Origin of the sequence: Blattabacterium cuenoti, from assembly GCF_014252455.1 — a bacterium.
In the GTDB taxonomy this organism is placed as follows: domain Bacteria; phylum Bacteroidota; class Bacteroidia; order Flavobacteriales; family Blattabacteriaceae; genus Blattabacterium; species Blattabacterium cuenoti_R.
In genome coordinates, this window is record NZ_CP060245.1 from 450,590 (window position 1) to 469,895 (window position 19,306).

At 22.9% G+C, this 19,306-nt stretch carries 14 protein-coding genes, 7 tRNA genes and 1 pseudogene; 4 read left to right on the forward strand and 18 right to left on the reverse strand.

Going from position 1 to position 19,306, the window contains the following annotated elements; genetic code table 11:
- Positions 1-25 precede the first annotated feature (25 nt).
- The 15 genes and pseudogenes from rpoB to ileS form a co-directional block, all read right to left on the reverse strand.
- Positions 26-3,838: a DNA-directed RNA polymerase subunit beta gene (rpoB, locus tag H0H56_RS02225; RefSeq protein WP_185873724.1), complete on the reverse strand. Its 3,813-nt coding sequence runs from the start codon at positions 3,836-3,838 to the stop codon at positions 26-28.
- Positions 3,839-3,875: 37 nt separating this feature from the next.
- Positions 3,876-4,253: a 50S ribosomal protein L7/L12 gene (gene rplL, locus H0H56_RS02230; protein ID WP_185873725.1), complete on the reverse strand. Its 378-nt coding sequence runs from the start codon at positions 4,251-4,253 to the stop codon at positions 3,876-3,878.
- A 38-nt stretch (positions 4,254-4,291) separates the two neighbouring features.
- A complete protein-coding gene (rplJ, locus tag H0H56_RS02235) occupies positions 4,292-4,810 on the reverse strand; it encodes a 50S ribosomal protein L10 (protein WP_185873726.1) in 519 nt (172 codons plus the stop codon).
- A complete protein-coding gene (gene rplA / locus H0H56_RS02240; protein ID WP_185873727.1) occupies positions 4,807-5,505 on the reverse strand; it encodes a 50S ribosomal protein L1 in 699 nt (232 codons plus the stop codon). The genes rplJ and rplA overlap by 4 nt, the downstream gene beginning before the upstream one ends.
- Before the next feature lie 28 nt (positions 5,506-5,533).
- Positions 5,534-5,965, reverse strand: a complete 432-nt coding sequence (rplK, locus tag H0H56_RS02245; RefSeq protein WP_185873728.1) for a 50S ribosomal protein L11 — start codon at positions 5,963-5,965, stop codon at positions 5,534-5,536.
- A complete protein-coding gene (gene nusG / locus H0H56_RS02250) occupies positions 5,962-6,516 on the reverse strand; it encodes a transcription termination/antitermination protein NusG (protein WP_185873729.1) in 555 nt (184 codons plus the stop codon). Before nusG ends, rplK begins: the two co-directional genes overlap by 4 nt.
- A gap of 17 nt (positions 6,517-6,533) precedes the next feature.
- The gene (locus H0H56_RS02255; RefSeq protein ID WP_185873730.1) at positions 6,534-6,746 is read right to left on the reverse strand and encodes a preprotein translocase subunit SecE; all 213 of its coding nucleotides are present in this window, start codon (positions 6,744-6,746) and stop codon (positions 6,534-6,536) included.
- Positions 6,744-6,816 (reverse strand) — tRNA-Trp (locus H0H56_RS02260). Before H0H56_RS02260 ends, H0H56_RS02255 begins: the two co-directional genes overlap by 3 nt.
- Before the next feature lie 12 nt (positions 6,817-6,828).
- Positions 6,829-8,016 carry an elongation factor Tu gene (gene tuf / locus H0H56_RS02265; RefSeq protein ID WP_185873731.1) on the reverse strand — a complete coding sequence of 396 codons (1,188 nt, stop codon included), beginning with the start codon at positions 8,014-8,016 and terminating at the stop codon, positions 6,829-6,831.
- Positions 8,017-8,052: 36 nt separating this feature from the next.
- Positions 8,053-8,124: transfer RNA gene (locus H0H56_RS02270), tRNA-Thr, on the reverse strand.
- Between the two features lie 20 nt (positions 8,125-8,144).
- Positions 8,145-8,217, reverse strand: a tRNA-Gly gene (locus tag H0H56_RS02275).
- A 13-nt stretch (positions 8,218-8,230) separates the two neighbouring features.
- Positions 8,231-8,314: transfer RNA gene (locus H0H56_RS02280), tRNA-Tyr, on the reverse strand.
- 35 nt (positions 8,315-8,349) lie between these two features.
- Positions 8,350-8,423 (reverse strand) — tRNA-Thr (locus H0H56_RS02285).
- Positions 8,424-8,491: 68 nt separating this feature from the next.
- Positions 8,492-9,132 (reverse strand): annotated as a pseudogene (locus tag H0H56_RS02290) (lipoprotein signal peptidase).
- Positions 9,133-9,189: 57 nt separating this feature from the next.
- Positions 9,190-12,642, reverse strand: a complete 3,453-nt coding sequence (gene ileS, locus H0H56_RS02295; protein WP_185873732.1) for an isoleucine--tRNA ligase — start codon at positions 12,640-12,642, stop codon at positions 9,190-9,192.
- Positions 12,643-12,714: 72 nt separating this feature from the next.
- Here ileS and mutS point away from each other — a divergent pair, with 72 nt between their 5' ends.
- The 3 genes from mutS (at position 12,715) to H0H56_RS02310 (ending at position 15,452) form a co-directional block, all read left to right on the forward strand.
- Positions 12,715-15,288, forward strand: a complete 2,574-nt coding sequence (gene mutS / locus H0H56_RS02300) for a DNA mismatch repair protein MutS (RefSeq protein WP_185873733.1) — start codon at positions 12,715-12,717, stop codon at positions 15,286-15,288.
- A 1-nt stretch (position 15,289) separates the two neighbouring features.
- Positions 15,290-15,362, forward strand: a tRNA-Gly gene (locus H0H56_RS02305).
- Between the two features lie 3 nt (positions 15,363-15,365).
- Positions 15,366-15,452 (forward strand) — tRNA-Leu (locus tag H0H56_RS02310).
- A 9-nt stretch (positions 15,453-15,461) separates the two neighbouring features.
- Here the strand turns inward: H0H56_RS02310 and guaB are convergent.
- Positions 15,462-16,925 carry an IMP dehydrogenase gene (gene guaB / locus H0H56_RS02315; RefSeq protein WP_185873734.1) on the reverse strand — a complete coding sequence of 488 codons (1,464 nt, stop codon included), beginning with the start codon at positions 16,923-16,925 and terminating at the stop codon, positions 15,462-15,464.
- A 154-nt stretch (positions 16,926-17,079) separates the two neighbouring features.
- On the opposite strand from guaB, the gene H0H56_RS02320 reads away from it, so the two are divergent.
- Entirely contained in the window at positions 17,080-17,358 is a 279-nt protein-coding gene (locus tag H0H56_RS02320) for a hypothetical protein (protein WP_185873735.1), read from the forward strand.
- A gap of 37 nt (positions 17,359-17,395) precedes the next feature.
- On the opposite strand, the gene rplS is transcribed toward H0H56_RS02320, so the two are convergent.
- Complete coding sequence (rplS, locus tag H0H56_RS02325) at positions 17,396-17,743, reverse strand: 50S ribosomal protein L19 (protein ID WP_185873736.1); 348 nt, start codon at positions 17,741-17,743, stop codon at positions 17,396-17,398.
- A 6-nt stretch (positions 17,744-17,749) separates the two neighbouring features.
- Positions 17,750-19,150, reverse strand: coding sequence for a phosphoglucosamine mutase (gene glmM, locus H0H56_RS02330; protein WP_185873737.1), 1,401 nt, complete (start codon positions 19,148-19,150; stop codon positions 17,750-17,752).
- Positions 19,151-19,306 lie beyond the last annotated feature (156 nt).

Here is a 19,306-nt window from a genome sequence, read left to right on the forward strand (position 1 = left end):
GACACAACAAAACATAATATTTTTTTTATTCTTCTAAATTAATATCTAAACCTAAACCTTTTAATTCATAACATAATACATTAAAAGATTCTGGATTATTAGGCTCAGGCATTGGGTCTCCTTTTACTATAGCCTCATAAGTTTTTGCTCTTCCTACTACATCATCTGATTTAACAGTTAATATTTCACGTAAAATATTAGAAGATCCAAAAGCTTCTAATGCCCATACTTCCATTTCCCCAAATCTTTGTCCTCCAAATTGAGATTTTCCTCCTAAAGGTTGTTGAGTAATTAGCGAGTATGGTCCTATAGAACGAGCATGCATTTTATCATCTACCATATGACCTAATTTTAACATATATATTACACCTACTGTCGCTGGTTGATCGAATTTTTCTCCTGTTCCTCCATCAAATAAATAAGTTGTTCCAAAACGAGGAATATTCGCTTTATCTGTATATTCAGATATTTTTTCTATAGTTGCACCATCAAATATAGGTGTAGAAAATTTCATATTTAATTTGTATCCAGCCCAACCCAATACAGTTTCATATATTTGTCCAATATTCATTCTAGATGGAACTCCTAATGGATTTAAAACAATATCTACAGGAGTTCCATCATTTAAAAAGGGCATATCTTCTTCTCTAAGAATACGTGCTACTACCCCTTTATTACCATGACGTCCAGCCATTTTATCACCTACTTTCAACTTTCTTTTTTTTGCAATATATACTTTAGCCATTTTAATGATCCCAGAAGGTAATTCATCACCTACTGTAATAGAAATTTTTTTATGTTTTAAAATATTATTTAAATTGTTTAATACAATTTCATAATTATGTAAAATCTCAGATAATAAATTATTCGTATTTTCATCAGAAAAATCATATGAATTAATATGATTATAATTTTTAATAATATTATTTAATAGTTTTAGAGTAAATTTTGTTCCTTTTTCTATTATAACTTTTTTATTTTTTTCATTTAAAATTGTTATTTTAGATTTTTTTCCATATAAAATAATATATAATTTATTTAATAATTTAGATTTTAAATCTAAATATTTTTTATCATATTCTTTTTCTAATTTTTCTATTTTTATTTTATCCTGTAACCTAGATTTTTTATTTTTAATACTACGAGTAAATAATTTAGTATCAATTACGATTCCAAATAAAGAAGGTTCTGCTCTTAAAGATGCGTCTTTAACATTTCCTGCTTTATCTCCAAAAATAGCTCTTAATAATTTTTCTTCTGGAGTAGGATCCGTTTCACCTTTTGGTGTAATTTTTCCAATTAATATATCTCCAGGTTTTACTTCAGCTCCTACACGTATAATTCCGTTATCATCTAAATCTTTAATTGCTTCTTCACTAACATTAGGAATATCATTTGTTAATTCTTCCATTCCTAATTTTGTATCACGTACTTCTAAAGAATATTCATCTATATGAATAGATGTAAACCAATCTTCACTAACTACTTTTTCAGAAATTAAAACAGCATCTTCAAAATTATATCCTTTACAAGGAATAAAAGCTGCTCTTAAATTTCTTCCTAAAGCTAATTCTCCATTTTCAGTAGCATATCCTTCACAAAGAATTTGTCCTTTAATTACTTTCATTCCTTTTTTAACAATAGGTTTTAAAGTAATACATGTATTTTGATTAGTTTTTCTAAATTTAATCAGATTATAAATCTTTACTTTATGGTCAAAACTAACTAAAGATTCTTTTTCATTTTTATCATAACGAATAATTATTTTATTAGCATCAATATATTCAATGATTCCATTATGTTCTGCATTAATTAAAATACGAGAATCTTTAGCCACTTGTTTTTCTAATCCTGTTCCTACTATAGGTGCTTGAGGATTTAATAATGGAACAGCTTGACGCATCATATTTGATCCCATAAGAGCTCTATTTGCATCATCATGTTCCAAAAAAGGTATTAAAGAAGCAGAAATTGAAGCTATTTGATTAGGTGCTACATCTATATAATCTACATTTGTAGAATCTACAATTGGAAAATCACCATCTTCACGTGCAATAATTCTATCAACAATAAATTCTCCAAATTTATTAACAGCATTAGCTTGTGCTATAATTTTTCCTTCTTCTTCTTCTGCGCTTAAATATTTAACATCAGATTTAAAATCTACTCTTTTATTAAAAATACGTCTATAAGGAGTTTCTACGAAACCCATATTATTAATCTTTGCAAAAACAGATAAAGAAGAAATTAAACCAATATTAGGTCCTTCTGGAGTTTCAATAGGACACAATCTCCCATAATGAGAATAATTCACATCTCTTACTTCAAAACCTGCTCTTTCTCTAGATAATCCTCCAGGACCCAAAGCAGATAATCTTCTTTTATGAGTTATTTCAGATAATGGATTTGTTTGATCCATAAATTGAGATAATTGATTAGTTCCAAAAAAAGTATTAATTACTGAAGATAATGTTTTTGCATTAATTAAATCTACTGGCATAAAAACTTCGTTATCTCTCACATTCATACGTTCTCTAATAGTTCTAGCCATTCTAGATAAACCAATACTAAATTGAGTATAAAGTTGTTCTCCAACAGTTCTTACTCGTCTATTAGATAAATGATCAATATCATCTACTTCTTTTTTAGAATTAAATAAAGCATTTAAATGTTCTACTATAGCAATAATATCTTTTTTCGTAAGAATTAAATAATTAGGATCAATATTTAACCCTAAACGTTTATTTAAACGATATCTACCTACAGGCCCTAAACTATATCTAGTATCAGAAAAAAATAGTTTATCTATAACTCCTCTAGCTGTTTCTTCATCTGGAGGATCTGTATTTCTAAGTTGTTTATATATATATTCTACAGCTTCTTTTTCAGAATTAGTAGGATCTTTTTGTAAAGTATTATAAATTATAGAATAATCTTTTTTTTTCCCTTCTTCTTTATGTAATAAAATTTTTTTTATTTTATATTTAATCATTAAATCAATATGTTCTTTTTGAATGACAACATCTCTATCTATTAATAAATCATTTCTTTCTATAGAAATTACTTCTCCTGTATCTTCATCTACAAAATCTTCATTCCAAGTATTTAAAACTCTAGCTGCTAAAGTTCTATATAGAATAGAATCATATTGATGATCTATAATATTTATTTCTTCTGCTAAATTAAAAATTTTTAATATATCTTTATCACGTTCATATCCAATCGCACGTAATAAAGTAGTCATAGGTAATTTTTTTTTCCTATCAATGTAAGCGTACATAACATTATTGATATCTGTAGCAAATTCAATCCAAGATCCTTTAAAAGGAATAATTCTTGCAGAATATAATTTAGTTCCATTAGCATGATTAGATTGTCCAAAAAAAACACCTGGAGAACGATGTAATTGCGAAACAATTACTCTTTCTGATCCATTAAAAATAAAAGAACCAGAAGGAGTCATATATGGATAATTTCCTAGATAGACATCTTGATAAACAGTTTCAAAATCTTCATGTTCAGGGTCTGTACAATATAATTTTAATTTTGCTTTTAAGGGAACACTATAAGTTAAACCTCTTTCAATACATTCTTTTATAGAATATCTAGGAGTATCTAAAGTATACCCTTTAAATTCTAGAACAAAAGAATTTCTAGCATCAGAAATTGGAAAATTTTCCATAAATACTTTAAATAATATTTCTTTTTTCCTATTTTCTGGTTTAGTATCTATTTGAAAAAATTCTTTAAATGACTTTATCTGAATATCCAAAAAATCAGGATATTCCTCTTGTTTTGCTACAGTAGCAAAAGTAAATCTTTCTGATTGTATATTCATCAAAATTTAAAAATAATTTTAAATAAAAAATAACATATTATTTTAATTCAATTTCAGCACCTATATTTTCAAATTGATTTTTTAAATTTTCTGCTTCTTTTTTTTCTACAGATTTTTTAATAATTACTGGAATAGTATCTACTAAGTCTTTTGATTCTTTTAATCCTTTACCAGTAATTTCTTTAACTAGTTTTACTACAGATAATTTAGAATTACCTGATGATTTTAAAACTATATTGAAAATATTTTTTTCTTCTTTTTCAGATATTTTTTTTTCTTCTAAAGAATCTACAGGTTTACCTTCTAAAAAAGAATTAGATGGTTCAATTCCATATTTATTTTTTAAAAAAACAGTTAATTCATTCACCTGTTTTACAGTTAAATTAACTAATTGTTCAGCTAATTTTTCTATCATTTTGTTGTTTATTTTTTATAAGTAAGTAAAAAAAAAAATTATAATGTTTTTAAAATACTATATATTTTATATTCTGATAATTTTAAAGATAAAACTATTTGTTTTATTGGATATTGAAGCATATTTAAAACATCAATAATTAAATCTTTTTTAGATTTAATTTTCATTAAAATATCTAAATCTTTATTTCCAAAATAAAAAGATTCTTCAACATAAGCTCCTTTTAAAAAAGGCTTTTCCATTTGTTCTTTTATATGAAAATTTTTTATAATTTTAGATGGAACATTTCCTGAATGATTAGAAGTTATAATAGAAGTGTTTCCTTTTAAAATAGAAAAAAAAGAATCCAATTTTTTATTTTTTAAACTTTTTAATGCTTTTTTTAATAAAGTATTTTTTACTACTTTCATTTGAATATGATATTCATAAAATTTTTTTCTAATATTAAAAATTTGATTAGAATTTAAATGTAAAATATCAATTAAATATATTATTTTATTATTTGATAATATAGATATTATATTTAATACTTCTTTTTTTTTTTTTTCTTTCGTCATTTTTTCATAAAAATTTTTAAATCTATACAAAAACTATAATTCATAGTAGAAGATAAATAAATACTTTTTATATAATTTCCTTTAAAAGAAGATGGTTTATTATCAATTACTTTTTTTAAAAATAATTTAGTATTTTCTATTAATTTTTGATCAGAAAAAGAAACTTTTCCAATAGATGAATGAATAATTCCATAACGATCTGTTTTAAAAAATATTTTACCATTTTTAATTTCTTTAATCGATTTTATTGGATTAATAGAAACTGTATCTAATTTAGGATTAGGCATTAATCCTTTAGGGCCTAATATTTTTCCTATAGTTCCTAATTTATTCATTACTGAAGGAATAGCAATAATTATATCAATTTTCTTTTTCCATCCAGATTTAATTTTTTCTATATAATCTAAACCGACATAATCTGCTCCAGCTTTTTTAGCTTCTAATTCTTGATTTTTATTGACTAAAGCTAAAATAGAAATATTTTTTCCTAGACTATGTGGTAATTGAACTGTTCCTTGAATAATTTGATTAATAATACGTGTATTTATTCCTAAATTAATTGCAATATCTACAGATGCATCAAATTTAACAAATTGAATTTCTTTTATTAATAAAAAAGCTTCTTTTAAAGAATATTTTTTTTTATTAATTTTTTTTACAATTTTTTTTCTATTATTAGTTAATTTTTTTGACATATAAAAAAAATAAAACAATATTGGATTATTAATCAATAATATCTATTCCCATAGATCGTGCTGTTCCAATTATCATTGACATTGCTGATTGTATAGAATAACAATTTAAATCTTCCATTTTATTTTTTGCAATAATTTTTATTTTATCTAAACTAATTTTTCCTATTTTTAATTGATTAGTATTTTTAGATCCTTTTTTTACATTTATCATTTTTAATAATTGAATAGACACTGGAGGCTTTTTAACTAAAAAAGAAAATGATTTATCCTCATACAAAGTAATAATTACTGGACAAATTTCTCCTTTATATTTTTTAGTTTTCATATTATATTGTTTACAAAACTCCATAATATTGACTCCTGAACTTCCTAAAATAGGACCAATAGGAGGTGATGGATTAGCATTGCCTCCATTTATTTTTTGTATTTTAATTTTTTTTATTATTTTTTTTTTATTCAAATTTTTTCTATTTGCGTAAAATTTAATTCTAAAGGAGTTTTTCTTCCAAAAATTAAAACAGCTAATTCTAATTTTCTTTTTTCTTCATTTATTTTTTCAATAGTCCCATTAAATCCACTAAAAGGACCGTCTATAACTTTTATAGTTTCACCTACTACATAAGGAATATTAACATTTTTATAATAATCTGATAATTGATCTATGTTCCCTAACATTTTATTTACTTCTTCTTTTCTCATAGGTAATGCTGATCCACCTTTTTTTTCACTTAAAAAAGTAATAACACCTGGAACATTTTTAATAGCATGAACAGCTTCACCTATTAAATTAGCTTCTACCATAACATATCCTGGATAATAAACTTTTTCTCTATGAATTTTTTTTCCTTTTCTCATTTGTATTACTTTTTCTATAGGTACTAAAACTTTTCCTATATATTCTTGAAATCCATTATCTCTAACTTCATTTTCAATATATAATTTTACTTTATTTTCTTTCCCACTAACAGTTTTTAAAACATACCATTTTCTTTCTAATTCTAAATCGCTCATTAATCTTTAAATTTTATTTAAAAGGAAAATAATTTTTTAATAAAAAAAATAAAAAATCCATCTATTATATATAAAAATATAGATAAAAATATAGAAAAAAACGATACTATTAATGTAGAAACTTGTAAAGTTTCCCATTTTGGCCATGTTATACTATAAAAAAATTCATTATAAATTTCCAAAAAATAATTTTTTTTTTCATAATATAATTTACAATTTTTTTTTTGCACGGATGGTAAGATTCGAACTTACGACCCTCGGTTTTGGAGACCGATACTCTACCTATTGAGCTACATCCGTTCATTAATTTTTTTAATCCATAATCTGAATAACTTGTCCCGCTCCAACTGTTTTTCCTCCTTCTCTAATAGCAAAACGTAAATTTTCATTTAAAGAAACTGGTTGATGTAAATTTACTTCCATAGTAATATTATCTCCTGGCATAACCATTTCTATCCCTTTAGATAAAGTAATTTCTCCAGTAACATCTGTTGTTCTTAAATAAAATTGTGGTCTATATTTATTATGAAATGGAGTATGTCTACCACCCTCTTCTTTTGTTAAAATATATACTTTAGCTTTAAATTTTTTATGTGGTTTTATAGATCCTGGTTTACCTATAACCATTCCTCTTCTAATATCTTTTTTTTCTATCCCCCTTAATAATAATCCAACATTATCACCTGCTTGTCCTTTATCCAAAATTTTACGAAACATTTCCACGCCTGTAACTGTAGAAGTTAATTTATTATCTATCATTCCTATAATATCTACTATATCTCCTGTATGTATCATCCCGCTTTCAATCCGTCCAGTTGCTACTGTCCCCCGACCTGTAATAGTAAAAACATCTTCTATTGGCATTAAAAATGCTTTTTCCATATCCCGAATTGGTTCTGGAATGTATTCATCTAAAGTATTGATAAGTTTTTGTATTTGATCTATCCATTTTTTTTCCCCATTTAAAGCTCCTAATGCAGATCCATGTATAATTGGAATATTTTCTCCATCATATTCATATTTAGACAATAACTCTCTAATTTCCATTTCTACAAGTTCTAATAATTCTGGATCATCTACTTGATCTACTTTATTCATAAAAACAACAATTTTAGGAACACCTACTTGACGAGATAATAAAATATGTTCTCTAGTTTGAGGCATTGGTCCATCTGTAGCTGCTACTACTAAAATTGATCCATCCATCTGTGCGGCTCCAGTAATCATATTTTTTACATAATCAGCATGTCCAGGACAATCTACATGTGCATAATGTCGTTTAACAGTTTCGTATTCTACATGTGAAGTATTAATTGTAATCCCTCTTTCTTTTTCTTCTGGTGCATTATCTATTGCATCAAATGTTTTTTCCTCTGCTAAACCTTTTTGAGATAAAACTTTTGTAATAGCAGCTGTTAATGTCGTTTTACCATGATCTACGTGTCCAGTAGTTCCTATATTTAAATGCGGTTTATCTCTTTTAAATTTTTTTTTTGCCATGATAAATAATAATTTATAAAATTTTAATCAAAAAAAAGCCAACGGCGGGATTTGAACCCGTGTCCTCTTCCTTACCAAGAAAGTGCTCTTCCACTGAGCTACATTGGCCATTAATATTTTTATAAAAGAGCGGAAGACGGGATTCGAACCCGCGACTTTCAACTTGGAAGGCTGATGCTCTACCAACTGAGCTACTTCCGCTTAAAAAAATAAATGGGGAGAGCAGGATTTGAACCTGCGAAGGCATTGCCAACAGATTTACAGTCTGTCCTCGTTAACCAAACTTGAGTATCCCCCCCTTAAAAAATTTAATAAAGATATTTTTTTTAAAAAAGCCGGTAGAGGGATTCGAACCCACGACCCCGAGATTACAAATCACGTGCTCTTACCATCTGAGCTACACCGGCTAATTTACGAAATTAAGGTTAATACAAATCTATAGAGATTTTTATAAATCTCAAAAAAATAATAAAAATCAAAAAATTTTTAAAAATTTAATTTTTTTTTTAAAAAAAAATAAAAAAATTAAACCAATAAATATTATAAAATCAGAAAAATTAAAAATTGGTTTAAAAAATTTAAAATGATATCCTCCAAAAAAAGGAATATAATGAGGGACATAAGTATCTATAATAGGAAAATAAAACATATCGACAACACATCCCTCCATAAATGAAGCATATCCTTTTAAAAAAAAATTAATTTTAGAAATCCCTGTATAAGAAATCCATTTATGAGTATTTTTATTATAAATAGTTCCTATATCAAATAATAAACCATATAAAATACTATCTATTAAATTTCCTAAAGAACCTGAAAAAATAAAACTAATAGGAATTATAAAATAATTAGAAGTTTTTTTTTTGATATGTTTATATAAAAAAATAGACATATATATAATACTAAAATTAAACGAAAAATACTTAATAAAATTTTTCCAAAATATCCAGGAGCTATATAAAACCCATAAGCCATTCCAGGATTTTCTATAAAAAAAATCCAAAAAAAAGGAAAAATATAAAAACTACTCCCTAATTCAAAATGAGTTTTTACATAAATTTTTAAAAATTGATCTATTATTAAAAGAGAAAAAATAAGGAAGAAAATTTTTTTCAAAAAAAATTATTTTTATTTTATTGATAAAAATAAACACTATTTCTTTTTTAAAAAAAATTATTTATAATTAATTATTTTTCTAATAAAAACATACACTATTTCTTTTTTAAAAAAAATTATTATTCCTTTTTTTTCTATATCATTTTTTTCCTTTATATTTTTTGATAAAGTTTCTTTACAAATAAAATTTTTATTCTTACTAAGAATAGAATATATTTTTTTACTATTTGTCTTTATATATATATAAATTTTATCAATTACTTCATAATTATATTTTTTTCTTAATTTTTGTATATTTCTAACAAAATCTCTAATAAAACCTTCTTCTAAAAGAGAATTTGTTAAATTTAAATCTATAGCTATAGTAAAATCATGATAATATAAAACAGTCCAATTTTTTATAAATTCAGTTATAATTTGAACATCTTGTAAAAAAAGAATATATTTAATACCTTTAATATAAAAAATATATTTTTTTTTTTTTTCAAATTCTTTAATTACTTCTTGATTAAATTCTTTAATAATTGTAACAATTTCTTTAGTTTTATTTCCAAATCTAGGACCTATAGATTTATAATTAGGTTTAATATATTTTATTAATTCTAAATATTTTAAATTTTGAGTAAATTCAATATTTTTAACATTAATTTCTTTTTTAAGAATTGAAGATATTTTTTTTAAACCTAAACGTTTTTTTTTATTTTTAATAAAAATTAATACACTTTGTAAAGGTTGACGTATTTTTATTCCATATTTTTTTCTAATAGAAAAAATTAGAGATGTAATTTTTTGAATTACAATCATTTTATTTTCTAATTCTTTATTAATTAAATCAGAATTATAAACTGGAAAATTAGTAAAATGAATACTTTTAAAAGTTTCTTTTTTTGTAATAGAATTTAAATCAAAATATAATTTTTCAGAAAAAAAAGGAACAATAGGAGAGATTAATTTAGATATAGTAATTAAACATTGATAAAGTATTTGATAAGCTAATATTTTATTTTTTGTATATTTTTCTTTCCAAAATCTTTTTCTACATAGTCTAATATACCAATTACTTAATTTATCTAATACAAAAATTGAAATTAAACGAGCAGCTTTTGTAGGATTATATTCTGAATAATACTTATCAACTAATTTAATTGTTGAATTTAATTCAGAAATTATCCAAAAATCTAATTGTGTATAATATTTTTTAGTAAAATCTTTTTCTTTATATAAAAATCCATCAATATTAGCATATAAAACAAAAAAAGAATAAATATTATAAAGTGTTCCAAAAAATTTATTAATTCCTATATGAATATCTTTTATATTAAATTTTAAATTATCCCAAGGTTCAGAATTATATATACTATACCAACGAATAGCATCCGGCCCATAATTTTTTATTAAATCAAAAGGATTAATTGTATTTCCTTTACTTTTAGACATTTTTTGTCCTTTTTTATCTAAAATTAAACCAGTAGATATTACATTTTTATATGCTATAGAGTTAAATAATATAGAACTAATAGTATGTAAAGTAAAAAACCATCCTCTAGTTTGATCTACTCCTTCTGCAATAAAATCTGCAGGAAAAAATTTTCTTTTTTCAATAAATTTTTTATTTTCAAATGGATAATGAAATTGAGCATAAGGCATAGCTCCAGAATCAAACCATACATCTATTAAATCAGATTCTCTTTTCATTGGTTTTCCTTTAGAAGAAACTAATATAATTTTATCTAAAAAAGGTTTATGTAAATCAATTTGTTCATAATTTTCATCTCTCATATCTTCTGGAATAAAATTATGTAATAAATTATCATTATCAGACATAAATCCATATTTAATAGATTTTTTAATCTCCATAAATAATTCTTTTAAAGATCCTATAACTATTTCTTCTGTATTATCTTTTGTTCTCCAAATAGGTAAAGGTGTCCCCCAATATCTCGATCTAGATAAATTCCAATCTTTTATATTTTTTAACCAAGATTCAAAACGTTTTTTTCCTATAAATTTAGGATACCAATTAATTTTTTTATTTAAAGTAATTAATTTATCTTTTATTTTAGTTGTTTTAATAAACCAAGAATTTAAAGGATAATAAATAATAGGTTTCTCTGTTCTCCAACAATGTGGGTAAGAATGTATTATTTTTTCTATTTTAAATAATTTCTTTTCTTTCATAAGAAAAGAAATTATTTCATTATCTACTGAAAAATAATTTTTTTTCTCTATTTCTTGAGGTAAAAAATCTTTTTTTATATATTTTCCATTAAAATTATAAGGAAAATTATCTAAAAATTTACCTTGTAAATCTACTAAAGGAATAGGAATATTTTTATCATTTAAAATTAACATTGCTGGAATATTATATTTTATAGAAATATTTAAATCATCTATTCCAAATGTAGGTGCTATATGAACAATCCCAGTTCCTTCTTTAAGATTAATAAAATCATCTCCTTTTATAATATAAAAAGCTTTTTCTTGTTTTTTATAAGGTTTAAACCAAGGTAATAATTGTTCATATCTACTTTTAATTAATTCTTTCCCTTTAAATTTAAAAATTATAAAATAAGGAATTTTATTTTTTTCTACTTTTAATTTATCAAAATCTTTAATATTAGAAATTAAATAATATTGATTAGATAATAAAATTTTATGAATTAAATTTTCAGCAAAAATAATATTTTCTTTTAATAAAGTAAAAGAATTATAAGTTTTTACTAAAATATAATTTATATAAGATCCTATAGCTAATGCAGTATTAGATGGTAATGTCCAAGGAGTAGTTGTCCAAGAAATAAAAAATATATCTTCTGATACAATTTGAAATTTTTCTGGTAAAGTTTTTTTTTCTGCTTTAAATTTTAAAATAGGAGCTATTTGTTTTATTTTTTTATAAGTACCTGGCATATTTAATTCTTGATAACTTAATCCAGTACCTGCTGCAGGAGAATAAGGTTGAATAGTTAATCCTTTATATATAATTTTTTTTTTATAAAGTTGTTTAATTAACCACCAAATACTTTCTATATATTTTGTATGATATGTAATATATGAATTTTTTATATCTAACCAATATCCTATTTCATGAGTAAATTTTATCCATTCATTCATAGATTTATTAACAAAATCTTTACAAAAAATATTATATTTTTTTATACTAATATTTTTTCCTATATCATTTTTAACAATTCCTATTTTTTTTTCTACATTTAATTCTACTGGTAATCCATGAGTATCCCATCCCCCTTTTTTAAAAACGGTTTTTCCTTTCATTGTTTGATATCTACAAAAAATATCTTTTATAGTTCTAGATATTAAATGATGAATTCCTGGTTTACCATTTAATGATGGAGGACCTTCATATAAAATATAATTATTTTTTCTTTTTAAAAAAATTTGATCGTTATAACTTTTTTTAAAAAGTTTTATTTTTTTCCAATATTGAAAAATTTCTTTAGTAATTTTATTTAAGTCTAATTTTTTATATTCTTTAAATATTTTTGACATAATAAATAAATCCTAATTTAAAAAAAGATTTGTTATTCAACATATAAAAAATATTTTATTTTATTTTTAAGGATGCATAAAAATTCAAATAAAAATTTGAAAAAAAAAACAGAAGATACTCCATTAGTAAAACAATATAATAAGATTAAATATAAATATCCAAATACTATTTTATTATTTCAAGTTGGAGATTTTTATGAAACTTTCGGAGAAGATGCAATAAAATCTTCTAAAATATTAAATATTGTTTTAACTAAAAGAAATAATAATAATAAATCTATTCCTTTAGCAGGATTTCCTTATCATTCTTTAAATAATTATTTACCAAAATTGATACAATCAGGACAACGTGTAGCTATTTGCAATCAATTAGAAAAACCTCAAAAAGGAAAAAATATAGTAAAAAGAGGTGTTATAGAATTAGTTACACCTGGAGTAACTATTACTGAAAATATATTAGATTTTAAATCAAATAATTTTTTAGCATCTATTCATTTAGATAAAGAAAAAATGGGTTTAAGTTTTTTAGATATTTCTACAGGAGAATTTTTTATAGCAGAAGATAATAAAACAAATATTTTACAATATTTAAAACATTTTAATCCTAGTGAAATTATTTTTCAAAGAAAAGAAAAAAAATTTTTTGATAAATTTTTACAAAAAAAATATTATACTTTTCTTATGGATGATTGGATGTTTAATTATTCATTTGCATATGAAAAATTAATATCTCATTTTAAAACTCATTCTTTAAAAGGGTTTGGTATAAATCATTTAAAATTAGGAATTATAGCATCTGGTGTTATATTAAATTATTTAGATGAAACTCAACATTTTCAATTAAAACATATTACTAACATTAAACAAGTTAATCACAAAAAACATATGTGGATTGATGATTTTACTTTTCGTAATTTAGAAATATTTAATTGTTTTAATTCCAAAGGTCTAACTCTAATTAATATTTTAGATAAAACCATCACTTCTATGGGTGGTAGATTATTGAAACAATGGATTCATTTTCCATTAAAAAATATTTATGCTATACAAAAACGTCATAAAATAGTAGAAGAACTTTTATCAAATATTCATATTCTTCAATATATACAAAAAAAATTAAAAAAAATTTCGGATATAGAACGATTAATATCTAAAATGGTTATTAAAAAAATTTCTCCAAAAGAATTAATTACATTATATCAATCTTTAAAATCTATTGTAAAAATAAAAGAAAAAATTTTTTCTACAAAAAAAAAAAATTTATTACACATAGTTAATTATTTGATGGATTGTGATATTATATCTCAAAAAATTATTAAAACTATACATGAAGATCCTCCTCATAATATTGAAAAAGGGAATATTATTATTAAAGGGTTTTCTAAAAAATTGGACAAAATTCGTTTTATATTTTTTTCTAAAAAAAAATTTTTAGAAAAATTATGTTATAATGAAAAAATTAAAACAGGTATTCATAATTTAAAAATTAGTTATAATAATATTTTTGGATATTTTTTTGAAATTAAAACAAAAAAAGTATTTAAAATACCTTCCAATTGGATTATTAAACAAACATTAACTAATTCTAAAAGATATACAAATGAAGAATTAAAAAATTATGAATTACAAATATTTAATGCTGAACAAGAAAGAATATCTTTAGAAAAAAAAATATATTATAATTTAATAGATGATTTATTAAATTATATTTCTCCTTTACAAAAAAATGCAAAAATTATTGCAAAATTAGACGTACTATGTTCATTTTCTACTTCTGCATTAGAAAATAATTATATTAAACCAAAGATGAATAATTCTTTTGATTTAATTATTAAACAAGGAAGGCATCCTGTAATTGAAAAACAATTTATTTCTAAAATATCTTATATTCCTAATGATATTTTTTTAAATAAAAAAAATCAACAAATTATAATAATAACTGGTCCAAATATGTCTGGAAAATCTTCTATTTTACGTCAAACTGCAATTATTATATTAATGGCTCAAATTGGAAGTTTTATTCCAGCGAAATATGCTAAATTAGGAATTATAGATAAAATATTTAGTAGAGTTGGAGCTTCTGATAATATTTCTTTAGGTGAATCTACTTTTATGGTAGAAATGAATGAAACAGCAAGTATATTAAATAATCTTTCTAAAAAAAGTTTAATTATTTTAGATGAAATAGGTAGAGGAACAAGCACTTATGATGGAATTTCAATTTCTTGGTCTATTCTTGAATTTTTACATAATCATCATTTTAAACCTCTTACTTTAGTTTCTACTCATTATCATGAATTAACTAAAATAAATTCTTTTTTAAAAAGAATTCATAATTATCATATTTCTATAAAAAAAATTAATGAAAATATTATTTTTATGAGAAATCTTGTTATTGGTTCCAGTGAACAAAGTTTTGGTTTTCACGTAGCTAAAATTGCTGGAATTCCTTTAAAAATAATTTGTAGAAGTAAAGAAATATTAAAAATCTTAAATAAGAAAAATGAAAACAAAATACCTTTATCTAAAAAAAAGATTTTTTTTTTATTAAAAAAAATAAAATTTTATATAAAAGATAAAAATTATTTATCTTTTATGGATGCATATATAAAAATTAATAAAATAAAAGAATTATTAAATAATTAATGCGAGAATAGCTCAGTAGGTAGAGTACAACCTTGCCAAGGTTGGGGTCGCGGGTTCAAATCCCGTTTCTCGCTTTTACCTGGGTGGTGGAATTGGTAGACACACAGGACTTAAAATCCTGTGATCATTATACGATCGTACGGGTTCAAATCCCGTCCCGGGTATTATCAAATTTATTTTCTATAATAATTAGGAGATTCTTTAGTAATACTCACACTATGTGGATGATTTTCTTTTAATCCAGAATTAGTAATTTTAACAAATTTTCCCATTTTTATTAATTCTTTAATTGTAGAAACTCCACAATATCCCATCCCAGAACGTAATCCTCCACAAATTTGATAAATAACATCTTTCATTTTTCCTTTATAAGGAACTTTAGCTTCTATTCCTTCTGGAACAACATTTTTTTCTTTCAATTGAAAATAACGATCTTTACTTCCTCTTTTCATAGCATCTAAAGATCCCATTCCTACATATGTTTTAAATTTTCTTCCTTGAAAAATAATCTCCTCTCCTGGAGCTTCATCTGTACCTGCAAATAAACTACCAATCATAACTGAACTAGCTCCAGCAGCAATAGCTTTTACTACATCTCCGGAATATCTTATTCCCCCATCAGATATTACATTTACATTTTTTGTTTTAGCATACTCATAAACATTATTAATAGCAGTAATTTGAGGCATTCCTACTCCAGCTATTACTCTAGTAGTACAAATAGATCCCGATCCTATTCCTACTTTTAAAATAGTAGATCCAGCATCTATTAAATCTTTTGCCGCTTTCATTGTTACTATATTCCCAGCTATCAAAGTTAATTTAGGAAAATTATTTTTAATAGATTTTATCATTTCTAATACCATTAAAGAATGACCATGAGCAGAGTCAATAGTTATTAAATCTACACCAACTTTTACTAAAGAATCTACTCTAGATAAAGTATTTTTATCTATTCCTACAGCAGCACCTACACGTAAACGTCCTTTATAATCTTTACAAGCATTAGGATATTCTATTATATTATCAATATCTCTAATTGTAATTAATCCTACTAATTTTTTAAAATTATCAACAATCGGTAATTTTTCTATTCTTTCTCTTAAAAGAATATTTTTAGCTTCTTCTAAAGAAATATTTTTTTTAGAAGTAATTAATTTTTCTTTCGTCATTACATCTTCTACTAAAGTATCTAAATCTAGACGATATTTAATATCTCTATTAGTAATGATTCCAATTAATGTATGATCTTTTTCTATCACTGGAAGTCCAGAAATATGATAATAATTCATTAAATATTGTGCTTTTCTAAGTGTAGATGTTTTTGAAAGTGTAATTGGATCATCTATCATTCCACTTTCACTTCTTTTTACTTTATAAACTTCTTCTGATTGACATTGAATATTCATATTTTTATGAATAATCCCTATTCCTCCTTCTCTAGCTATTGATATAGCTAAGGAAGATTCTGTTACAGTATCCATCGCAGCACTTAATAAAGGAATATTCATTGTAATATCAAATGTAAGAGATGTTTTTAAAGAAACTTCAGATGGTAATATAGAAGAATAGGATGGAATTAATAAAACATCATCAAATGTAAAAGCTTCTTTTAAAATCTTTTTATCTAAAGACATAATTTCTTTTTTTTTAATAATTTTTTTTAAAAAAAAATATTTTAAAATCTATTTTTAGTTATTTTTAAAAAAATACAAATAATAATATATTTTTTCATTCCAAATTTTTATATAAATTTGTCCAGAATATGTTATAACTGAAATACTATTGATTATGATGAAAAAATTAAGAATTACTATTACTACCATTTTTTTAGCAATATTTTTATTTTCAAGTAGTTGTACTAATAAATCTAAAAACGAAAATACTTCTCCTTCTACAGAAGAAGAAAAAACCGCTAATAATAATAATGAAAATCAAACAAATTCTAATGTAACAACCCCTCCTACTACAACAAATAATGAAGAAGAAAATTCTTCAAAAAATAATAATGAGGAGGCAACAACAAAAGAAAAAATAAATACAGAAGAAAATGAAAAAAATAATAAATAAAGATAAATAGAGAGGAAAAATTTTCCTCTCTTTATTTTTATTTATTTTTTATTCTAGCTTTTTTACCTTTTAGAGATCTAAAATAATAAATTTTAGATCTACGAACTTTTCCTTTTTTATTTACTTCTATATTTTTTATATTTGGATGATATAATATAAATATACGTTCTACACCTATCTCACCACTCATTTTACGGATAGTAAAAGTTTTTGTGAAACCTTTTCCTTGTTTTTTAATTACTATTCCTTTAAAAGTTTGTATTCTTTTTTTTTCTCCTTCTTTTATTTCAAAAAAAACAGTAATAGTATCTCCAGAATTAAAAAATGGTAATTTTTTTTTAAAAAAATATTTATTTTCTATTTTTTTTATTAAATTTTCAGACATAATTTTTTATTTAAAATTATTAGAATTTTTTATTTCATTAAAAATTTTTTTATATAAAAAATTTACCCGTTTTTTTGACGTACTTTCTATATGTATTCTAATAATATTTTCAGTATTAGATTGTCTTATATGAACCCATTCATTTTTCAAAAATGAAATTTTAATTCCATCTTGGAAATTCATTTTTTTTTCTTTATATTTTTTTTTAAAAAAATTTAATATTTGTTGTTTTTTTTGATAAAAAGATAATCTAATTTTTTTTTTTAACATAAAATAATTAGGATACCTTTTTTTTAATTTAATTAATGATTTTTGAGTTAATTTCGAAATATAACTTAAAAATAAAGCGATACCTACTAATCCATCTCTTCCATAACGGAAATTTGGATAGATAATCCCACCATTTCCTTCCCCACCAATTACTGCTTTAACTTCTTTCATTTTTTCAACGACATGAACTTCACCTACAGGGGTAGCATAATAAGGAACACCATTTTTTATAGACAAATCATATAAAGCTTGAGAAGAAGATAAAGTAGATACAATAGGACCTAATTTATTTTTTAAAATATAATCAGAAATAGAAATTAAAGTATATTCTTCCCCAAAAAAATCTCCATTTTCACAAATAAAAACAACCCTATCTACATCAGGATCTACAGATATTCCTAGATCTGCTTTAATTTTAGGTACTTTTTTACAAATTTTATTTAAATTTTTTTTTATAGGTTCAGGATGATGACTAAAATTTCCATGTGGAGTACAATACATTTTAATTACTTTAACTCCTAAAAATTTTAAAAGTAAAGGGACAGCTATTCCTCCTGTTGAATTTATTCCATCTACAACAATTTTAAATTTAGCTTTTTGAATCATTTTTTGATCTACTAAAGGTAAAGATAAAATAGTTTTTATATGTTTATGAATATAATTTTTTTTATATAAATAATTACCTAATTTTTTGAAAGAAACAAAATTTAATTTTTTTTTTTTTACTATAGAATAAAACCATTGAAAATCTTTTTTAGATAAAAATTCACCCATAGAATTGAATAGTTTCAATCCATTCCAATTTTTTTTATTATGACTGGCAGTTAACATTATCCCACCATCTGCTTTTTCATTAATTATAGCAAAACCAACAGTAGGTGTTGTAGATAAACCAATATCTATAACATTAATTCCAAAATTTTGAAAAGTAATAATTAAAAATTTTTGAAATAAAGTAGACGTAATCCTACCATCTCTTCCAAAGATTATTAAATATTTATGTTTATTTTTATATTTTTTTTTTATCCAGGTAACATATCCTGCTAAAAATTTAATAATATCTATAGGAGTAAAACCATTTCCTACTTTTCCTCCTAAAGTACCTCTTATTCCAGATAAAGATTTAACAAGTACCAAAAATGATTAAAATTATTATTTTTTTACAAAAATAAAAAATAATTTTTAAATTAAAATTTTATTAAATATCAATAAATAAGAAAAAAAATTAATATTATATAATGATATAAATTTTAATATTATTAAATTTTAATACTTTTATAAAATAATATCAAT